Raw genomic sequence first — 17,229 nt, 5'->3', positions numbered from 1 at the left:
CAATGGATCGCTATCCGCCCATCGCCGACCACGGACTCGTCGGGGACCTGCAGACCGCGGCCCTGGTGTCGTCCCAGGGCGTCGTCAACTGGTTCCCGGCACCACGCTTCGACTCCCCCAGTGTCTTCGCCTCGCTGCTGGACCACGACGGCGGCGGCTACTTCCGCCTCGCGCCCGATCACCCCGAGGGAACCTGGCGGCAGCTCTACTACCCGGACACGGCCGTCGTGGTGACCCGCTTCATGTCCCCGGACGGCGTGGGCGAGATCATCGATCACATGCCGGTCCTGACAGGCCCGGCCCCGACCGACCGGCACAGCCTGGTGCGCGTCGTGCGCTCGGTGCGCGGCACCGTGCACTTCGCTCTGGAGTGCCGGCCGCGGTTCGACTACGCGCGGGCGAGCCACGAACTCGACCTGACGCCCGGCACGGCGGCGTTCCGGTCCCCGGGAGCGACCGCCTACCTCCAGGGCAACATCCCGTTCGAACGCGACGGGAACGACGTCCGGGGCGGCATCACCCTCGACAACGGCGAGCAGGCGGCCGTGGTGTTCACGGTGTGCGGGCCGGACGGCGAGGCGCCTCCGCCGCCCACGATCGACGGGCTCACCGAGGGCCTCTGGAACAATGTCGACTTCTGGCAGAAGTGGGTGCGCACCTCGAACTACCGGGGCCGCTGGACGGAGATGGTGCACCGCTCCGCGATCACCCTCAAGCTCCTCACCTACGCCCCGACCGGCGCGCCGGTCGCCGCCCCCACCATGGGGCTGCCCGAGCAGGTCGGCGGTGAGCGCAACTGGGACTACCGGTACACGTGGGTGCGGGACGGCTCGCTGTCGGTGCGGGCGCTGCTCGACCTCGGCTTCGTGGAGGAGGCGACCCAGTTCACGCGGTGGCTCGGCGACCGCCTGCGGGAGCGCGAAGGACCGGACGACGAACCCCTCCAGATCATGTACCGGGTCGACGGCGACCCTCATCTGACGGAAGGGATCCTGGAGCACTTCGAGGGCTACCGCGGCTCGTACCCGGTACGCGCGGGCAACGCCGCCTCCGGCCAGTTGCAGCTCGACATCTACGGCGAGGCCCTCTACGCCCTGGCCGAGGGCCGCGCGGTGGGTGAACAGGCCGGCTACCACGGCTGGAAGGGCCTGGCCGGCATCCTCGACTGGCTCGCGGACAACTGGGACCGGCCCGACGAGGGCATCTGGGAGACCCGCGGCGGGCGCAAGGACTTCACCTACAGCCGGGTGATGTGCTGGGCCGCGTTCGACCGGGGCCTGAAACTGGCCGCCGAGTTCAGCAGACCGGCCGACACCGCCCGCTGGACGAAGGCCCGGGACGCGATCCTCGAACAGGTCATGGAGCGCGGCTGGAACGAGAAGCAGCAGGCGATCGTCCAGCACTACGACGGCGACGTGCTGGACGCCTCCCTGCTGCTGGCCCCCCGCGTCGGCTTCGTCTCCCCGCGCAGCCCCGGCTGGCTGAGCACCCTCGACGCGATGGAACGCGTCCTCGTCTCCGACAGCCTCGTCTACCGCTACGACCCCGAGGCCTCGCCGGACGGACTGCGCGGCTCCGAGGGGACGTTCAGCCTGTGCACGTTCCTGTACGTCGACGCGCTCGCCCGGGCGGGACGGCTCCCCCAGGCCCGCTACACCTTCGAGAAGATGCAGACGTACGCCAACCATGTCGGCCTGTTCGCCGAGGAGATCGGCCCCAGCGGGGAGCAACTGGGCAACTTCCCACAGGCCTTCACCCATCTCTCCCTCATCATGGCCGCGACGACGCTGGACGAGGCGCTCGACGGGCTCCGTCGCTGAACGGCGGGATGTCCGGACCCTGCGGCAGGTCCACGGTCACGAAGGACACCACGGCGGCGAGCACGACCACCGGGACGGTTCCCGAGTTGCCCACCAGCAGCACGACCGGGACGACACAGCTGACCGGCAGCCGGAGCGCGGCGGCGGACACGGCGGCCATGCCCGCCGCCATGGCCGGCACGACGCCGAACCCCGGGAGCGGCGTCAGCAGGGCTCCGATCGCGCCGCCGGGGAACAGCGCGGGAAAGACCGGACCGCCGCGCAGGCTGCCCGCCCACCGGTTGGCCGCGCCCCGACCGGACGCGACCGCCGAGGCCGCCCGGTACGCCCCTCCGCTCGCCCCTCCACCCCTATCTCCCGGTCAGACGTCGCCGCGCTGTGTCCAGGTGCCGCCTCTGCCCGCCTTCATCAGCGTGTTGACGATGTGGGACCGGGTGCGGCTGCCGCGGAGCAGTTTCTCCGCCGCCAGTCCGAACGCCAGCGCGGGTGCCGCGAGTCCTAGCGTCTCGCCGGCACCGAGTGCCAGCCCGGCACCGGCGAGACCGAGGCCGGCTTCGGCGGCGGCCCAGGCGAACCGCCGAGGCGCTCCCCCGGTGGTCGGCAGCTTCGTCCGGACTGTCCGCAGCAGCGCCGACAGGTCGTCGTCGGCCGCCGCGTCCGCGGCGCGCAGCGCGTTCTGGAAGTCATCGCGCCGACGGGTCACGGCGTCGTCCTGACAGATCTTGGCGATGTCCTGCCAGCTCAGTGTTCCGACCGCCGCCAGGTCGGACGAGGTCAGGGCGTGCCCCGCGGGCGACGTGGAGGCAGGGCTCACGGGCTCGAACAGCGCGTCCGTCGGACGCCCGAGGTACAGCCCGACGTCGGCCGCTTCGGGCAGGGACCGCGGGGATGCCCCGTCGGTGCCGAGCGTACGCTGCACCGCCGCGTTCCACGCCTGCGTCGCGGTGTTGCGGATCGCGGTCCTGTGCGGCGGGTCCGTCGCCTCGAGGTGGGCGATGAGCAGAGCTCTGCGGTGCCGGTCCGATTCGCCCAAGTGGTCGGCCAGGTAGGCGAGTGTGCGTTCCACCGGCGCGTAGTCGTGGCCCGGGAGTCCGGGCAGCTCCGCCACTTCCTCCAGCACGTCGCAGTACGAGCTGGGGCGCACCACGGCACTCGTACCCAACGGCACCCCGGCCTCGCGGGAGAAGTGGTGCAGCGTCCATGCCACGGCTTGGAGCCTCTGCCGGACCGCGCTGCCCTCCTCGTACCGCGTTCCCAGGGAGGTGCCTCGTGCGAACAGCGGACCCGGATTGGCGTCTCCACGCTCCAGGATCGCCTCCGACAGCCTGATCATGGGCTCCGCCGTCTCGAACGACGACGAGAGCCAGCCGGGCTCCAAGGCGCGGTGCAACCCCGTGGTGACCAGGGTGAACGGGTCGCTCCCGGGTGGGGCACCGGTGGTGCAGCGCAGGAACTCGGGGCAGCTGCGCGCGAAGGATCTGAAGTCGTCGGACTCGAACAGCGTCTGCACCACGGGGCTGTCGATGAGCTGGATGTCGCTCAGCACCACCGTGTGCCCCAACAGGGCCTGGATCTTCAGCATGACGCCCAGCGACTGGTCCTGTGGAACCCACTCGGACAACCGCAGGTGCTCACCGTCGAGCCAGTAGGCGTAGATCTCCATGACCCTCTTCCCCGCTGAATGAGCGTCTTCTCGTCGGAACGGAGGGCATCCCACCGCAGCCGTCCTCGCGGAGGCACGAACTCCGCGGGGCAGCAAGCCAGTTGCGGCCGACCGCGAGACGATCATGCCAGTGACGCCCGCTCCACGACCCCGAAATCCGCTCGCTCCGAACAGGCAGGACTCCTACTCTCGGGTCCATGAACAGGCCCCTCGTCGCCATCCTCAGTGGCGCAGGCATCTCGACCGACTCCGGAATCCCCGACTATCGCGGGCCCAACGGCCTGTGGCGGCGCGACCCCGAGGCCGAGAAGCTCGTCACGTACGAGTACTACATGGGCGATCCGGAGATCCGGCGCCGGGCCTGGCGGATGCGGGGTGAGAACGGTGCGCTCCAGGCACAGCCCAATGCCGCGCACCGGGCCGTGGCCGAGCTGGAGCGGGCCGGGGTCCCCGTGCGGGTCCTGACCCAGAACGTGGACGGGCTGCACCAGCTCGCCGGGATGCCCGCGCGCAAGGTCCTCGAACTGCACGGCACCGCAAGGGCGGTGGTGTGTACGGGGTGCCGTGCGAGGACTCCCATGGAGGACGCTCTCGCTCGGGTCGACGCCGGGGAGGACGACCCGGACTGTCCGACGTGCGGCGGGATCCTCAAGCCGGCCACCGTCATGTTCGGTGAACGGCTCGACCCGGTCGTCCTCGGCCAGGCCGCCGCCATCGCCAAGGCCTGCCAGATCTTCATCGCGGTCGGCAGCAGTCTGCAGGTCCAGCCGGCGGCGGGCCTCGCGGGTGTGGCCGCCGACCACGGGGCCCGGCTTGTCGTCGTCAACGCCGAGCCGACCCCGTACGACGAACTCGCCGACGAAGTCGTCCGCGAACCGATCGGCACCGCCCTGCCGGAGCTGCTGCGCCGGCTGCACGCGGCGAACCGATAGCCACGAATGCCTTGTCCGGCTGCAATGCGGCAAGGTCGGCCGGTCCGACTCATCGTCGGCCGGCCGCGCGCAGACGCTTGCCGCGCTTCCCCCAGCGCACGCTCGAACCCGGCGGGGTCCAGCCCGGGAGGCAGCGTGATGTCCAGCGCCGGCAGCGTCATCTGCACGGGAAGCCGTTCCGCCGCTCCCAGGGGTCCGTTCGAAGTACCGCCGGGAGCGGCGGGCCGGTCGGTGGCAAGGCCTGCTCCTACGTTCGATCTCATGACGAACGCGTACACAGACCATGCGCAGACGCTCACCCGACGGGGCGCGCTCGCCGGGCTCGCGGCAGGGGCGGGGACAGTCGCGCTGTCCGCGGCGTCAGCCGCCTCGGCGAGCTCGGCACCGGCGTTCGCGACGGAGCGTGACGCCCACCCTTCGGCCCCGGTTCCCGCACCCGACGCATCGCCGACGCCAGGTGCCATGCAGTTGTTCACGGACCCGGGGCTCAATTTCAACGCGCTGCTCGCGCTCGGGGGCGCCGGGTTCGGCGCGGCAGAGGTCGGTGAGGTGCTGACCGCCGTCAACGCCATCAACGCCGCCGGGGCGAGCGAGCAGACCTACACCGCGGAGTTCCGCCGCTGGGGCGACCGGCTGACGACCACCGCCTCGCCTCACGAGCAGACACACCGCGCTCACTCACTGCGCGCCGCCCAGTACTACGGTCAGGCGCTGTTCTTCGTGCTCGGCTCGGAGACCCCGGGTGACGAGAAGAAGCTCTATCTGGCGGGGCGCCGGTCCTGGGACACCTTCGCACGGCTGTGCACGCCGGCGGCGATCACCGACCAGGTCCCGTACCAGGGCAGGATCTCGATTCCTGTCTGGTTCTTCCGCCCCGACGATTCGGGAAGGCCCCGGCCGACCGTCATCCTCACGAACGGGAGCGACGGCCCGAACGTCGACATGTGGACCTACGGGGTCTCCGCCGCGCTCGGCCGCGGCTGGAACGCGCTCGTCTACGACGGCCCGGGCCAGGGCCAGTTGCTCTTCGTCGACCAACTCGTCTTCAGCCCACGCTGGGAGCAGGTGGTCTCGCCGCTCGTGGACTGGCTGGAGCGCCGCAGGGACGTCGACGCCCGTCGGATCGCGCTGACCGGCCTCTCCATGGGCGGTGACCTCGCACCACGCGCCGCGGCCTTCGAGCACCGGATCGCCGCTCTGGCCGCGCTGCCGGGCTGCCTCGCCCCGTGGCTGGGCTTCCCGGCGGAGCTTCGGGACATCGTGACGCCGGACAAGGCGGAGACCAACCGCATCTGGAACGAGGAGGTCGCCCCCGAACTGACGCCGTCCGAGCAGTTCGTCCTCAAGAAGCGGATCGAGCCCTTCTCGATCCCGGCGATGCTCGCCGCCCGGCAGGGCCGGCTCTTCACCGACTTCTGGACACCGGCCCAGCGGATCATGGCACTCGACATCACCCGGATCGTGGGCCGCATCAAGTGCCCCACACTGGTCCTCGACTACGACGACGAGGTCTTCTACCCGGGTCAGCCACGCGAGTTCTTCGAACTGCTGCGCACCCGCAAGGAGTTCCGCCTGATGCGGGCGGCCACCGGTGCCCAACTGCACTGCTCGCCGATGGCGCCGCAACAGCACTGCGAGGTGGTCTTCGACTGGCTGGAGGACACCCTGGGTCGGGGCGCCCGCGGTTAGCCGGCATCAGGTCAGGCCTCCCCGGTGCGACCGCTATGTATTGTCAGCGATCACATCGCGGGCAACGTGGGTGGCCTGACACCAACTGCCCGCTTCGGTCGGTCCACAGGGCGCTACCGCACATCGCGCTTCGCCGCACGGCGCAAGGCCGGTCCTGGGCCGGGGTTGCATCCACCCATGCCTTGCGACTCCGGAATCCCCGACTACCGCGGGCCCAACGGCCTGTGGCTGCGCGACCCCGAGGCCGAGAAGCTCGTGACGTACGAGCACTACATGGGTGATGCCGAGATCAGGCGCCGGGCGCGGCAGATGCGGCGCGAGAGTCAGGCGTCGCAGGCCGAGCCCAACGCCGCACACCGGGCCGTTGCCGAGTTGGAGAAGTCCGGGACCCCGGTGCGGGTGATCACGCAGAACGTGGACGGCTGCACCAGCTCGCCGGAATGCCCGCACGCAAGGTCCTCGAACTGCACTGGACCGCGCGGAGCTTCGTGTGCACCGGATGTCATGCGCGCGGGCCCATGGAGGGCGCCCTCGCCCAGGTCGACGCCACGGCGCCCGGCTCGTCATCGTCAACGCCGAGCCGACGCCGTCGTACGCAGCCCATCGGCACCGCCCTGCCGGAGCTGCTGGGCCGACCATGCGAGGACAGCGGTCAAGTGCAGCGACCTGAAGCATTGTTCGCGGGACTGCTCGCGGGCGGCGCGCTAAGGGCTGTCCCGTAACGGCTGGTCACGGGTGATCGTCGTGGTCGGCCAGCCCCTGCCAGGTATCCGCAACGACTGCAGAGCGTGGGAGGAGTCCGGGGCCAAGACCGCTGTCGGGAGGACCGTGACGATCGCCGGCGGCGGCTATCCGGGAACCGGACTCGTGATGCCGCAGCGACTCAAAGATCGTCTAAGAGGCGACACTCAAAGATCGACAGCGTGGAACGATAGCCACCATGTCCGGTCAAGTTTGGGTGTCACTCATATCGTTGGGCGGCGTCGCGCTCGGTGGCGCGTTGTCCTTCCTCGTCCAGTTCGCGACGCAGCGGTCGGCTGAGCGGACGGAGCAGCGGCGGCAGCAGACCGAGTCGTCGGAGGCCCGGCGTGCGGAGCGGCTTACGCTGCTGGAGCGGTTCGTCGAGGTGGGGGCCGAGGCGGAGCGCGCGGCCTTCAGTCGGCCGCACGAGTGGGACGACACGACCCCTTGGTTCCTCGCGACCCAAGACTCCATGAACAGACTCTGGGTCGCGGAACGGCTGATCCGTATCCAGTTTCCGCTGCCCGTGCACGACGCGGCACGCAAGTACTTCCTCGACCTCAACCGGACCGTGTGGGAAGGCTTGCCCGACGGTGAGAGCGTGCGCGACTACCTGGAGGACAACAGACTGACCTTTCTCGACGCGGCCCGAGCGGTCATGGGACAGCCCGCTGCGGGCCTCGAAGGTCATTTACGGGACAGCCCTTAGGCACGGATCCCGTCGCAGGCGAGGTGCAGTTGCCGAGGCCCGCGCAGCACGGCGTTCTTCCGGTACGGGGGCGGGTCCTCCAGCAGACGCGGGTTCTCCAGCCTCCGGGCCAGCTCCGACAGGGCGAACTGGGTCTCCAGCCGGGCGAGCGGTGCACCGAAGCAACTGTGGATGCCGCTGCCCAGTCCGAGGTGCTGGATGTCCGGGCGGTCCGGGTCGAAGCGGTCCGGGTTGTCGAAGCGCTGGGGGTCGCGGTTGCCCGACGCCAGGACCAGCCACAGGGTGGCACCTTTGGGGATGGTGACCCCGCGGACCTCGATGTCGGCGAGAGTGGCGCGCTGCGGCACCAGTTGCACCGGCGGCTCGAACCGCAGCAGCTCCTCGACGATGGGCACGGCCAGCCGCGGATCGGCACGCAGCCGCTGGAGGACGCCGGGATTGCGCAGCAGGGTCAGCATGCCGTTGGTGATCAGGTTGACCGTGGTCTCGTGTCCCGCGATGAGCAGCAACGCCGCGGTGCTGAGCAGTTCCATCGTGGTCATCGGGCCGTCCTCGCCCTTGGCCGTCGCCAGCTGGGAGAGCATGTCCTCGCCGGGATTCTTGCGGCGCTCCTCGATCAGGCCGGCCAGGTACATGCCGAGCTGCATCCGGGCGTCCTGCGCGCCCTTGCCGCGTTCGGGATCGGCGTCCGGGTCGGGATCCAGGTTGGCGGCGAGGGTGTCCGCCCAGCTGTGGAAGCGTGCCTCGTCCTCGCGCGGTACCCCGAGCAGCCGGCAGATCACCGTCACCGGGAAGGGATACGAGAACTGTTCCACCAGGTCGATCCGGTCCGGGTCGCCGATGCCGTCGATGAGGCCGGTGACGATGTCGTGGAGTTCTCCGCGCATCCCGTCGACCCGGTGGGGTGAGTGCGGCGGGCCGAAGGGGCGGTTCGTCATGCGGCGCAGCCGGTCGTGCTCCGGCGGGTCGAGCCGCAGGAAGCCCGGCGGCAGGGTGCTCTCCTCCGTGGGGGCCTCGGCCAGGGGGTCGGCGGCGTTCGAGGCCAGGTTGCGAGCGTCGGAGCTGATCCGGGGATCGTGCAGAAGGCTGCGGATCTCGTAGTACGTGCTGACCACGTACGGCCCGTCGGCCTCGTGGTGGACGGGGGTCTTCCGCAGCTCCTCGTAGATCGGGTACGGGTCGGCCCGGTTGGCGTAGTCCAGGATCTGGTGCAGCAGGGATTGCGTCATGGCGAGTCCTAGGGTCCTCGTGGCCGTGCGGTCAGTGCGCCGGGGTGAACGTCAGCCGGCGGTCGGCCGGCGAGTATCCGCTGAGGGTCACGGTGGGGCCGTGGGTGGGGACCGAGGGGTCGGGGAAGTCCGCGTCGAGCGGCCGCTGTCCGTCGGGGCGCCGGTCGACCGTGGTGAACGGCGGCGGGAACGGCGCGGTGGTCTCGATCAGCCCCTGGTAGAAGGGCAGCCACCGGCCGTGGTCGAAGGCGACCGCGCCGATGACACGCCCCTGGTACCCGTACACGCCGAGGAACCGGTGATCCGCCAACGAGCCCTGGGAGATGAGGATCTCCGTCCCCATCGAGGGGATCCCGACGGACTTGATGTTGACTCCGAACTGCGAGGACCAGAAGGCCGGAACCTCCATGTGGGGCAGGCGGTCCGTGCTCTCGCTGAGCATGTTGTGCGCCGCGATCCGGGCTTGTGAGACGGCGTTGCCCCAGTGCTCCAGGGAGAGGAACTGGTAGCCGAACAAGGGGTGCGGGCACCGGGCGACGTCGCCGGCCGCGTAGATGTCGTCGGTGACGATCCCGCGGATGTCGAAGGCGCGGCAGCCGGCGTCGCAGGCGATGCCCCTGGGACCCGCGCCGAGTCCGGACCCGGCGAGCCATTCGGTGTTGCGCAGGGCGCCGAGCGAGACGACCACCACATCGGCCTCCACGGAGGAGCCGTCGGACAGCTGGGCCGCGCGCACCCTTCCCGAGGCGTCGCCCTCCAGGGCGGTCACCATGACACCGGTCCGCAGGTCCACGCCGTGCTCGCGCTGCAGCTCGGCGGCGACCGCGCCGACCACCCCGCCGAGTGCGCCGACCAGGGGCGCGGCGCCGCGTTCGGTGACGGTCACGGGGAGGCCGCGCTCACGGCAGGCGGAGGCGATCTCCGAGCCGGTGAATCCGGCCCCGATGACCAGGACCCGCTTGGGGCCCGCCTCCAGCCGCCGCGCGAGCGCGGCACTGTCGTCCCGGCCGCGCAGCACGAAGACTCCGTCGAGGTCCGCCTCGGCCTCGTGCGGCCACGGCCGCGCCCGTACGCCGGTGGTGATCAGCAGCCGGTCGTACGGCACCTCGTCGCCGTCGGCCAGCCGCACCCGTCGGGCGGCCATGTCCAGGCCGGTGGCCGGGGTGCCGAGCCGCCAGGTCGCGTCGACGGTCCGGAGTCTGGGCAGTGCGGTACGGTCGGCGCTCGCCCGGCCCAGCAGCACCTGCTTGGACAGCGGGGGCCGGTCGTACGGTTCGCAGGGCTCGTCGCCGATCATGGTCAGCGAACCCGCGAAGCCCTTTTCCCGCAAGGTCTCGGCGGCCCGCAGGCCGGCCAGCGAGGCGCCGACGACGACGATGCGGCCATCGCGTTTGAGCCGGTCCAGGGATCCGTCACCGAGCATGGGACACACCCTCGGCCGGTACGTCCACGGCGTCGGGTTCCACCGCGTCGACGAGGACGGCCTGGACCGGGCAGGCCGCGGCGGCCCGGTCCAGCTTCTCGCGCAGCGCCTCGTCGGGCTCCGGTTCGTACAGCAGCGCCTCGTCGCCGTGCATGGTGAAGATCTCGGGAGCGAGGAACGCACACTGTGCGTACCCCTGACAGCGGTTCAGATCGACAGCAATCCTTACCACGGGATCGGTCCTCTCCAAAGGCCCGGTCAAGCCTCCTGCGACCACTCTCGGCGGCCGGGCGGGAGGCGGCGACGAGGAGCGGACCGTTCGAGTGAGCGGTGCGGCCGTATCAGGCCGGAGGGACGGGCGGTGCCGTGGAGGGGCGACGGCCCCACAGGATGTTCAGGCTGAGGAGCAGCGCCCAGCCCGGGAAGACCAGCTCGGACCAGGGCACGCCCGTTCCCGCCACGAACAGCGTCAGGCCCGCGAGATAGCCGACGACGACGAGCGGGCGCGGGAACACGCCGAGCCGGCGGCCGATGGTCGACGTCGTGATGATGAACACCGCCGCCATCCGCATGGCGTACGTGGTCAGCAGGGCGTAGGCGAAGTGGCTGCCGAAGGAAGGGGAAGAGCCCTGCGGGCCTTCGCCGAGCACGGTCCCGGCCGCCGCGGCGGCACCGAACAGCATGGCGACGAAGACCACGCCGCTGCCCAGGAACACGGTGGCGACGAACCGGTCCTCGGCCCGGCCGGCCTGCTCGCGGAGGGCGCCCATGAACCACAGGAACGCGATCCCGGCGAACGGCACCAGTTCCAGCGCCGTCCGAACGCCGCTCCGCTGTCCGGCGTCGAGGGTCACGCCGTCCCCGCCGCCGGGCAGAGCGATGCGCACCAGCACGATCGCAGCGGCCATCAGGACCGCGAACACCACCCCGGCCGCCCCGGCGGCCCGGGGTGTCGCGAGGCCCTTGTCCTTCCGCTCCATGCTCTCCCGCTTTCTGCCGGCTCTCCCTTCGTCCAGACACCAGTGATCGCGGGGCTCACGCCACCGGGGTCACCCGGGAGGAAGACCGCGATGGGCCATACAGGTCATCGGCGGCCGGTCGGATCCGGGCCGCCCCGGACGAAGGGGTGCCTGCGCCCGGCCGCTGTCACATCCGCCGGCCCTTGCGCCTCCGGAATCGCCGACTGCCGCGGCCCAACGTCCTGCGCAAGCCGGGCGACCAGGGGGTGTCCGGCGGCCCGGCGGGTGCGTGAGAGCGGTCAGAAGAGGGCCGATCCGCTCTCGAAGTCGAGGAGCCGCTTCTTGCGGTCCAGGCCGCCGCCGTATCCCGTGAGGCTGCCGTTCGCACCGACCACGCGGTGGCAGGGCACGATGATGCCGATCGGGTTCTTGCCGTTGGCGAGGCCGACCGCACGGGAGGCGCCCATGTTGCCCAGGGCCTGGGCGAGTTCGCCGTACGACCGGATCTCGCCGTAGGGGATCTGCCGCAGCTGGTCCCACACGCTGCGCTGGAACGGTGTTCCCGCCATCCGCAGTTCGAGACTGAACTCTTTCAACTCACCCTCGAAGTAGGCGTGCAGCTGCTCCGTCACCTCGTCGAAGAGCGTGTCGTCGCGCTCGCCGAAGCTCTCCTCCGACGGGCGGTGACGCTGACCGACCATATAGAGGCCGCACAGGACGCCGTCGTCGGCGACCAGAGTGAGAGGGCCGTAGGGGCTGTCGATGACCATGTGCTGTTTCACTGAGCGTCCTTGATGCGTGAAGTGCGTCGCGTACGTGGAGCGCGTGGTGCTGGGTTCGTGGCGTCCGAGGTGTGCGGGGTGCCGGCTGGTGCGGGGAGGAAGTTGATCGGGTGGCTGCCCGTAGCCCACAGATACTGCACCGCGTACGCCCGCCACGGGCGCCAGGCCGCGGCACGGGCCGTCAGGGCGGCCGGTGTGGACGGGAGCCCCAACTCCTGGGCGGCGCGCCGGATTCCGAGGTCGGTGGGGAGGAAGGCGTCCGGGTCGCCGAGGGCGCGCATCGCGATCACGTCGGCGGTCCAGGGGCCGAACCCGGGGAGCGCGAGGAGCCGGGACCGCGCCTCCTCCCAATCGTTCTCCACTCCCAGGCGAAGTGTTCCGTCGGCGAGTTGACCCACCAGCGTGGTGAAGGTGGCACGGCGGGTGCGGGGCATCGCGAGCGACTCGGGATCGAGTGCCGCGAGCGCCTCCGGGGAGGGGAAGAGATGGGTGAGGCCGCCGTGCGGGTCGGCCACCGGATCGCCGTGCGCGGTGACCAGACGGGCGGCGTGGGTACGCGCGGCGCCCGTGGAGACCTGCTGCCCCAGCACGGCCCGTACGGCGAACTCGGCCTCGTCGACGGTGCGCGGAACCCGGCGGCCGGGAGCCTTGTCGACCAGCGGCGCCAGCAGCGGATCCGTGCGCAACTGGTCGTCGACGGCCACCGGATCGGCGTCCAGGTCCAGCAGACGGCGGCAGCGGCTGATCGCGACGGCCAGGTCGCGCAGGTCGCTGAGGGTCAGGCGGCACGCGATGTGGTCCGGCATCGGCGTCAGGCCGGCGATCCCGTGCCCGTACGGCAGCCGGAGCGTCCGGCGGTACGCCCCTTCGCGCCACTCCTCCACTCCGGGTACGGCGGTCGCCGCGAGGTGTCCGAAAAGGTTGTCGGGGTTGAGCGGGGCCCGGAAGGGGAGCCGGAGGTTCAGTACGCCCGGCATCCCCGGGGTTCCCTCGGCGGCTTCGGCCCGGTTCCTGGGCAGCCGGGCGCGCAGCTCGCTCGGGGACAGCGCGAAGACCTCGCGGACGGTGTCGTTGAAGGTGCGGATGGAGGAGAAGCCGGCGGCGAAGGCGACCTCGGCCATGGGGAGCGGCGTCGTCTCGATGAGCAACCGGGCGGTCTGGGCCCGCTGGGCCCGGGCGAGTGCCAGCGGTCCCGCGCCCAGCTCGGCCAGGAGCTGCCGCTCGATCTGGCGGGTGCTGTAACCGAGCCGGACGGCCAGGCCGGGTACGCCGTCGCGGTCGACCACCCCGTCGCCGATCAGCCGCATGGCGCGGGCCACCAGGTCGGCGCGGTGGTTCCACTCGGGTGAGCCGGGGCTCGTGTCCGGGCGGCACCGCTTGCAGGCCCGGAATCCCGCCTGCTGGCAGGCGGCCGCGCTCGGGTAGAAGGTCATGTTCTGCGGTTTCGGCGGCACGACCGGGCAGCTGGGCCGGCAGTAGATCCTCGTCGTCGTCACGGCGGTGAAGAACCAGCCGTCGAAGCGCGCGTCCTTCGACTGGACGGCACGCACGCAGCGCTCCGTGTCCGTGTGCATCCCGTTCTGCATGCCTCAAGCATCGGGCACTCGGGAGGACCGGGCTGGCGAGAATCCGACATCTACCTCGCGCTGCCTGCGACCGGCCCGGGCCCCCTAAGGGCGATCCCGAACCCGCGACCGGCCCGGACCTCGCTCGCCCCGCGGTGCCTTCTCCCGGTCGGAACACTCCCGATCGGAACCGCGCCGGACCATGCATCCATGATCCCGATCCCGATCCCGATCCCGAACCCGGCCCAGAACCGAAGCGGTCAGCGGGGCTCCTCGCCCTGGGCGACCTCCACCTCGTGGTGGAAGGCGAGGACACCCGCCCCCGAGGCACCGGCCGAGACGGCGGCGCAGGCGGCGAGGACGAGGGCGATCCCGACGGCGGCGCGGGGGCGGTGCCGGGGAGCGGACAGAAGTGCCGCGACCCGCTGCGGGACGGGACCCGTGGTGGCCGCGGGGGCGAAGCCGGGGCGGTCGGAGCGGGCGTCCCCGACGGCCAGGGCCGCGCGGGCGATGGCCCGGGCGGTCAGCCTGCGGTCCCCCACGGCGACGGCGGCGGCCTCGTCGGCGGCGCGCTCCGCCGCGAGCACGACGGTCGCGCGGACCGCGCGCAGGCCGGGATGGCAGTGGGCCGCGAGTTCGGCGGCGACGAGGAAGCGGTGGTGCCCGCCGGCGTTGTGGGCCCGCTCGTGGGCGAAGAGGACCTCACGCTCGTCGGCTCCGAGGCTGCGCAGCATCGCGGTGGTGACGACGATGCGGTGCGGCCGGCCCGGTAGGGCGTAGGCGTCGGGGTGCGGCGATTCGATCACGCACAGGTCGCCCGCGGTGGGGCGGCGGTCGGCCTGGCTGCGCGCGGAGCGGAAGGCGCGCAGCTGGCGCAGGCCCGAGCGGACCACGGTCCAGGCGCCGACGGTGAGCGCGCCGGTCGCGGCGGCGGCCGCGGGCAGCACGACGAGGTCCGGGGCCGTCCGCAAGGGGTGGACGAGGTCGCCGAGGCCCGCGAGGAAGGGCAGCTTGAGCAGCCCGGTCAGGAGCAGCGCGCCCAGCGAGGCCACTGAGGCCCCGGCCAGCACCACCATCGCGAGGGTCACCGCCCACAGCGCGGTCGCCGGGGCGAGCCGCTCGAGGCAGCGGTGGGCCGGCGGCCCCACCACGAAGGGCACCAGCAGCGGGATCAGCAGCAGAAAGGTCATGCCTCACCCGATTCCGGATCCGTGTCGAGGCCCGGCTCCAGCAGGTCGCGCAGGAGCCGCTCGTCGTCGGGGTTCAGCTGGGCCACGAACCGGGCCAGCGCGGTCTCCCGGTCGTCGTCCCGGTCGAGCTCGCTGTGCATGCGCAGCGCGGTGAGGCCGTGCGGGTCCTGGACGGGGAAGTACGCGTAGCCCCGGCCCAGCCGCTCACGGCCGACGATGCCCTTCTCGTGCAGCCGGGACAGGATCGTCGTCACGGTCGTGCGGGCCAGACCGGAGTCCAGCGCGCGCTGTACATGCCCGGGTGTGAGCGGCCCACCGGCGGCCCAGAGAGCCGCCATCACGCCGGCCTCCAGCTCACCCGCCGGCCGGCGTTCGTCCTTGCCACTGCTCATGGGAACGATCCTCACCCTGCCATCGTCTACAGTTCAGTAGACCGTCTACAGAATTGTAGTCCGTCGGGCACGCGTGTCGACCGCGCCCGCCCATCCAGTATGAGAGGGCCCGAGACGATGGTCGCACCTTTGTTCGCAGCGTCACAGCTCGCCGTGAATCCTCTCAGCGCCCAGTCCCTGCTCGCCGCCTTCGGCGTCCTGGGGGTGGGGGTGGTGATGTTCGCGGAGACCGGCCTGCTGATCGGCTTCTTCCTGCCCGGGGACTCACTGCTGTTCACCGCGGGCCTGCTCTGCACCGGATCGGGGCATGACGGCCTGAGGCTGTCGCTCGCCCCCTTGTTGACCGCCGCCGCCGTCGGAGCGCTGGCGGGCGCGCAGACCGGCTTCCTGATCGGGCGGAAGGCGGGCGGCGCCATGCTCTCCCGCGGTTCCTCCCACCGGCTGCGGGCGGGCGCGCGCCGAGCCGAGGACCTGCTGAAGCGGTACGGCTACGCGAAGGCGATCGTGCTGGCCCGCTTCGTCCCCGTCGTGCGTACGGTGCTGAACCCGATGGCGGGCGCGCTGCACGTGCCCGTGCGGACCTTCACGCTGTGGCAGGTGGCCGGCGGCCTCGTCTGGAGCCTCGGCATCACCCTCGGCGGGTACGCGCTGGGTTCCTCGATCCCGAACGTCGACCGCTATCTGCTGCCGATCATCGCGGTCGTCGTCCTCGTGTCCCTGCTCCCGCTCGCCGCGGAGCTGTACCGCTCCCGCCGTCAGGGCGCGGCACGCGAGGAGGTCCAAGGATGATCCTCGCCTTCGACGGCTCCTCCATCGACGGCTCCGCCTATCGGTACGTGGCCGATCTCGCCCAGGACTCCCCGTCGTGGCTCGACAGCGTGGTGTCCGTCTGGTCGACGTACGGACTCGGGCTGTTCGCCGTGCTGACGGCGCTCGGCTGGTGGCGGGCGCGGCGCGAGAGCCCGCGCGCCGCGCTGGTCGCGCTCGCGGTGCCGGTCGTCGTGGTCGTGGCGTACGGGGTGGATCTCGGCCTGAAGCTGCTGGTGCGCGAGGACCGGCCCTGTCGGACCCTGCGGGTGACGACGCTGGAGGCGTGCCCGGCGCCGGGCGACTGGTCGTTCCCGAGCAATCACGCGGCGATCGCCGCCGCGGCCGCCGTCGCCCTGTTCTTCGTCTCCCGCCGCCTCGGCGGCGTCGCCGTCGTGGCGGCCTGCGCGATGGCCGCCTCCCGGGTCTGGGTGGGGGTGCACTATCCGCACGACGTCGCGGTCGGTGTGCTCATCGGCACGCTGGTCGCGATGCTCATGACGGCAGGACTGCGGGGGCTGCCCGAGGCCTCGGGGCAGCGGCCGGTCGCGTCGCGGCTCGGAGCCCTGCCGATCGCGCCCCGGCTCGCGAAAAGCGGGTGAGCGGGGAGCATGCGCCACCGGATCCTGGTCGTCGAGGACGACCACGCGTTGCGTGACGTGCTGCGGCGCGGGCTGTGGGACGAGGGCTTCGACACCGTGCCGGCCCAGGACGGCGCGACCGCGCTGAGGCTCGCCGGGGCCGACATCGACGCGGCCGTCCTCGACGTCGGTCTGCCCGACGCCGACGGCCGGGACGTGTGCCAGGCGATCCGCGCCAACGGTTTCCTCTCCCCCGTGCTCTTCCTGACGGCCCACCACCACCTCACCGACCGGCTGGCCGGCTTCTCGGCCGGGGGCGACGACTACCTGCCCAAGCCGTTCCATCTGACCGAACTGGCGGCCCGGCTGCGGGCGGCCCTCAAGCGGGCCGGACCGGGTCCGACCGCCGCGGCCGGCGACCTCGTGCTGGACCCGGTCGCGCACGGCCTGACCGTGCGGGGGCAGCGCGTCGGCCTGACGCCGACGGAGTTCCGCCTGCTGGCAGCGCTGATGGCGGCCTCCGGGGGAATCGTGCGCCGACGGGAGCTGATCAGGGCCGGCTGGCCGGAGGGAGCCCAGGTCAGTGACAACACGCTCGACCAGTATCTGACCCGGCTGCGCCGCAAGCTCCGGGACGGCGGCAGCGAACTGACCGTCACGACCGCGCGTGGCGTCGGACACCGCCTGTCATGAGGCCGAGCCCTTCTCGCACGCGGCCGACCACCGCGGCCGGTCTCGCGGCCGGTT

At 71.8% G+C, this 17,229-nt stretch carries 16 protein-coding genes and 3 pseudogenes; 9 read left to right on the top strand and 10 right to left on the bottom strand.

Annotation, left to right across the window (positions count from 1 at the left end; genetic code table 11):
- Positions 1-2 precede the first annotated feature (2 nt).
- Positions 3-1,820 carry a glycoside hydrolase family 15 protein gene (locus tag OG788_RS34955; RefSeq protein ID WP_406375064.1) on the top strand — a complete coding sequence of 606 codons (1,818 nt, stop codon included), beginning with the start codon at positions 3-5 and terminating at the stop codon, positions 1,818-1,820.
- Here OG788_RS34955 and OG788_RS34950 read toward each other — a convergent pair.
- Positions 1,771-2,085: a chloride channel protein gene (locus OG788_RS34950; protein WP_406376926.1), complete on the bottom strand. Its 315-nt coding sequence runs from the start codon at positions 2,083-2,085 to the stop codon at positions 1,771-1,773. The genes OG788_RS34955 and OG788_RS34950 overlap by 50 nt on opposite strands.
- Before the next feature lie 96 nt (positions 2,086-2,181).
- Entirely contained in the window at positions 2,182-3,483 is a 1,302-nt protein-coding gene (locus OG788_RS34945; protein WP_406375063.1) for a hypothetical protein, read from the bottom strand.
- 197 nt (positions 3,484-3,680) lie between these two features.
- On the opposite strand from OG788_RS34945, the gene OG788_RS34940 reads away from it, so the two are divergent.
- From OG788_RS34940 to OG788_RS34920, 5 genes and pseudogenes are all read left to right on the top strand, one after another.
- The gene (locus tag OG788_RS34940; RefSeq protein WP_406375062.1) at positions 3,681-4,415 is read left to right on the top strand and encodes an SIR2 family NAD-dependent protein deacylase; all 735 of its coding nucleotides are present in this window, start codon (positions 3,681-3,683) and stop codon (positions 4,413-4,415) included.
- Positions 4,416-4,676: 261 nt separating this feature from the next.
- The gene (locus OG788_RS34935; protein WP_406375061.1) at positions 4,677-6,104 is read left to right on the top strand and encodes an alpha/beta hydrolase family protein; all 1,428 of its coding nucleotides are present in this window, start codon (positions 4,677-4,679) and stop codon (positions 6,102-6,104) included.
- A gap of 177 nt (positions 6,105-6,281) precedes the next feature.
- Positions 6,282-6,652: pseudogene (locus OG788_RS34930) on the top strand (Sir2 family NAD-dependent protein deacetylase); the annotation flags it as partial.
- 181 nt (positions 6,653-6,833) lie between these two features.
- Positions 6,834-7,014, top strand: a pseudogene (locus OG788_RS34925) (IS5/IS1182 family transposase); the annotation flags it as partial.
- A gap of 30 nt (positions 7,015-7,044) precedes the next feature.
- On the top strand, positions 7,045-7,554 hold the full coding sequence (locus OG788_RS34920; protein WP_406375060.1) for a hypothetical protein: 510 nt from the start codon (positions 7,045-7,047) through the stop codon (positions 7,552-7,554).
- Here OG788_RS34920 and OG788_RS34915 read toward each other — a convergent pair.
- The 8 genes and pseudogenes from OG788_RS34915 to OG788_RS34880 form a co-directional block, all read right to left on the bottom strand.
- Complete coding sequence (locus tag OG788_RS34915; RefSeq protein WP_406375059.1) at positions 7,551-8,783, bottom strand: cytochrome P450; 1,233 nt, start codon at positions 8,781-8,783, stop codon at positions 7,551-7,553. The genes OG788_RS34920 and OG788_RS34915 overlap by 4 nt on opposite strands.
- A gap of 31 nt (positions 8,784-8,814) precedes the next feature.
- On the bottom strand, positions 8,815-10,206 hold the full coding sequence (locus OG788_RS34910) for an NAD(P)/FAD-dependent oxidoreductase (RefSeq protein WP_406375058.1): 1,392 nt from the start codon (positions 10,204-10,206) through the stop codon (positions 8,815-8,817).
- The gene (locus tag OG788_RS34905; RefSeq protein WP_406375057.1) at positions 10,196-10,438 is read right to left on the bottom strand and encodes a ferredoxin; all 243 of its coding nucleotides are present in this window, start codon (positions 10,436-10,438) and stop codon (positions 10,196-10,198) included. The genes OG788_RS34910 and OG788_RS34905 overlap by 11 nt, the downstream gene beginning before the upstream one ends.
- Positions 10,439-10,547: 109 nt before the next feature.
- Complete coding sequence (locus OG788_RS34900) at positions 10,548-11,186, bottom strand: hypothetical protein (protein WP_406375056.1); 639 nt, start codon at positions 11,184-11,186, stop codon at positions 10,548-10,550.
- A 278-nt stretch (positions 11,187-11,464) separates the two neighbouring features.
- Positions 11,465-11,947, bottom strand: a complete 483-nt coding sequence (locus tag OG788_RS34895; protein WP_406375055.1) for a methylated-DNA--[protein]-cysteine S-methyltransferase — start codon at positions 11,945-11,947, stop codon at positions 11,465-11,467.
- 92 nt (positions 11,948-12,039) lie between these two features.
- Positions 12,040-13,533: pseudogene (locus tag OG788_RS34890) on the bottom strand (AlkA N-terminal domain-containing protein); the annotation flags it as partial.
- 239 nt (positions 13,534-13,772) lie between these two features.
- Positions 13,773-14,702 carry a M48 family metalloprotease gene (locus OG788_RS34885; RefSeq protein WP_406375054.1) on the bottom strand — a complete coding sequence of 310 codons (930 nt, stop codon included), beginning with the start codon at positions 14,700-14,702 and terminating at the stop codon, positions 13,773-13,775.
- Positions 14,699-15,094, bottom strand: coding sequence for a BlaI/MecI/CopY family transcriptional regulator (locus OG788_RS34880; RefSeq protein WP_406375053.1), 396 nt, complete (start codon positions 15,092-15,094; stop codon positions 14,699-14,701). The genes OG788_RS34885 and OG788_RS34880 overlap by 4 nt, the downstream gene beginning before the upstream one ends.
- A gap of 99 nt (positions 15,095-15,193) precedes the next feature.
- On the opposite strand from OG788_RS34880, the gene OG788_RS34875 reads away from it, so the two are divergent.
- The 3 genes from OG788_RS34875 to OG788_RS34865 are packed head-to-tail and all read left to right on the top strand — an operon-like array spanning position 15,194 to position 17,175.
- Complete coding sequence (locus tag OG788_RS34875; protein ID WP_406375052.1) at positions 15,194-15,883, top strand: DedA family protein; 690 nt, start codon at positions 15,194-15,196, stop codon at positions 15,881-15,883.
- Positions 15,880-16,503 (top strand): phosphatase PAP2 family protein, encoded by a 624-nt coding sequence (locus OG788_RS34870; protein ID WP_406375051.1) that lies wholly within the window; start codon positions 15,880-15,882, stop codon positions 16,501-16,503. The genes OG788_RS34875 and OG788_RS34870 overlap by 4 nt, the downstream gene beginning before the upstream one ends.
- A 9-nt stretch (positions 16,504-16,512) precedes the next feature.
- On the top strand, positions 16,513-17,175 hold the full coding sequence (locus OG788_RS34865; RefSeq protein WP_406375050.1) for a response regulator transcription factor: 663 nt from the start codon (positions 16,513-16,515) through the stop codon (positions 17,173-17,175).
- The last annotated feature ends 54 nt before the right edge of the window (positions 17,176-17,229 follow it).

This window comes from Streptomyces sp. NBC_00647 (assembly GCF_045207245.1).
Classification (GTDB): Bacteria; Actinomycetota; Actinomycetes; order Streptomycetales; family Streptomycetaceae; genus Streptomyces.
This window is presented reverse-complemented; position numbering and strand designations above follow the sequence as displayed.

What these genes read in the sequence shown, in the direction of transcription:
- OG788_RS34920 (WP_406375060.1), top strand. Translation starts at nt 7,045, where the DNA reads ATGTCCGGTCAAGTTTGGGTGTCACTCATATCGTTGGGCGGCGTCGCG.
- OG788_RS34915 (WP_406375059.1), bottom strand. Translation starts at nt 8,783, where the DNA reads ATGACGCAATCCCTGCTGCACCAGATCCTGGACTACGCCAACCGGGCC.
- OG788_RS34865 (WP_406375050.1), top strand. Translation starts at nt 16,513, where the DNA reads ATGCGCCACCGGATCCTGGTCGTCGAGGACGACCACGCGTTGCGTGAC.
- OG788_RS34955 (WP_406375064.1), top strand. Translation starts at nt 3, where the DNA reads ATGGATCGCTATCCGCCCATCGCCGACCACGGACTCGTCGGGGACCTG.
- OG788_RS34910 (WP_406375058.1), bottom strand. Translation starts at nt 10,206, where the DNA reads ATGCTCGGTGACGGATCCCTGGACCGGCTCAAACGCGATGGCCGCATC.
- OG788_RS34945 (WP_406375063.1), bottom strand. Translation starts at nt 3,483, where the DNA reads ATGGAGATCTACGCCTACTGGCTCGACGGTGAGCACCTGCGGTTGTCC.
- OG788_RS34870 (WP_406375051.1), top strand. Translation starts at nt 15,880, where the DNA reads ATGATCCTCGCCTTCGACGGCTCCTCCATCGACGGCTCCGCCTATCGG.
- OG788_RS34900 (WP_406375056.1), bottom strand. Translation starts at nt 11,186, where the DNA reads ATGGAGCGGAAGGACAAGGGCCTCGCGACACCCCGGGCCGCCGGGGCG.
- OG788_RS34885 (WP_406375054.1), bottom strand. Translation starts at nt 14,702, where the DNA reads ATGACCTTTCTGCTGCTGATCCCGCTGCTGGTGCCCTTCGTGGTGGGG.
- OG788_RS34880 (WP_406375053.1), bottom strand. Translation starts at nt 15,094, where the DNA reads ATGAGCAGTGGCAAGGACGAACGCCGGCCGGCGGGTGAGCTGGAGGCC.
- OG788_RS34935 (WP_406375061.1), top strand. Translation starts at nt 4,677, where the DNA reads ATGACGAACGCGTACACAGACCATGCGCAGACGCTCACCCGACGGGGC.
- OG788_RS34940 (WP_406375062.1), top strand. Translation starts at nt 3,681, where the DNA reads ATGAACAGGCCCCTCGTCGCCATCCTCAGTGGCGCAGGCATCTCGACC.
- OG788_RS34875 (WP_406375052.1), top strand. Translation starts at nt 15,194, where the DNA reads ATGAGAGGGCCCGAGACGATGGTCGCACCTTTGTTCGCAGCGTCACAG.